Annotated in this window: 2 protein-coding genes and 1 pseudogene (1 of these 3 running past the window's edge); all 3 read right to left on the bottom strand. The window is 74.3% G+C overall.

Annotation, left to right across the window (positions count from 1 at the left end; all coding sequences use genetic code 11):
* Window positions 1-306 (bottom strand): annotated as a pseudogene (locus D471_RS0127970) (hypothetical protein); the annotation flags it as partial.
* Window positions 303-494, bottom strand: a complete 192-nt coding sequence (locus D471_RS42405; protein ID WP_275041357.1) for an iron chelate uptake ABC transporter family permease subunit — start codon at window positions 492-494, stop codon at window positions 303-305. The pseudogene D471_RS0127970 and the gene D471_RS42405, both read right to left, overlap by 4 nt.
* Window positions 470-494, bottom strand: partial view of an iron chelate uptake ABC transporter family permease subunit gene (locus D471_RS36630; protein ID WP_017601682.1) — the 3' end only. 818 nt of this gene lie beyond the right edge of the window; 25 of the gene's 843 nt are visible here — the last part of the coding sequence; its start codon lies off the right edge, out of view; its stop codon occupies window positions 470-472. Before D471_RS36630 ends, D471_RS42405 begins: the two co-directional genes overlap by 25 nt.

The raw sequence follows: 494 nt of genomic DNA, 5'->3' as shown, positions 1-494 counted from the left end.
GGCGGCCCCCGCCGTGAGCAGTCGGGGCAGGCGCAGCTCCACGACGACGAAGCGGGTGACCTGATCGGCGCGTCCGGTGAGGAGGTCGGCGAGTTCGGGCAGGGACACCGACGCCCGGCCCATGCTCACCCCGAGCACCATGAGGCCCAGGAGTACGACCAGGAGTACGAGCGTGACGCCGAGCTCGCGCCGGTTCCCGCGCAAGCGGACGGCACGGACGGGGATGCTCGCTCGGGAGGGGCTCGACCGGGCGGGTACCGACCGCCCGGTGGACGGACCGCGCACGGTCCCGGAGTCGCGAGTCACAGCCGCACCGCCCTTCCCCGCCGCACCAGGGCGATGAACAGCGGCGCGCCGATCGCCGCGGTGACGATCCCCACCTGGAGTTCGCCGGGGCGCGCGACCACACGCGCGACGACGTCGCAGACCAGGAGGAGGGTCGGCGCGGCGAGCGCGCTGAACGGCAGGATCAGGCGGTAGTCGAGGCCGACCAC

The sequence above is a fragment of the Nocardiopsis lucentensis DSM 44048 genome (genome assembly GCF_000341125.1).
GTDB classification, from domain to species: Bacteria; Actinomycetota; Actinomycetes; order Streptosporangiales; family Streptosporangiaceae; genus Nocardiopsis; species Nocardiopsis lucentensis.
This window is presented reverse-complemented; position numbering and strand designations above follow the sequence as displayed.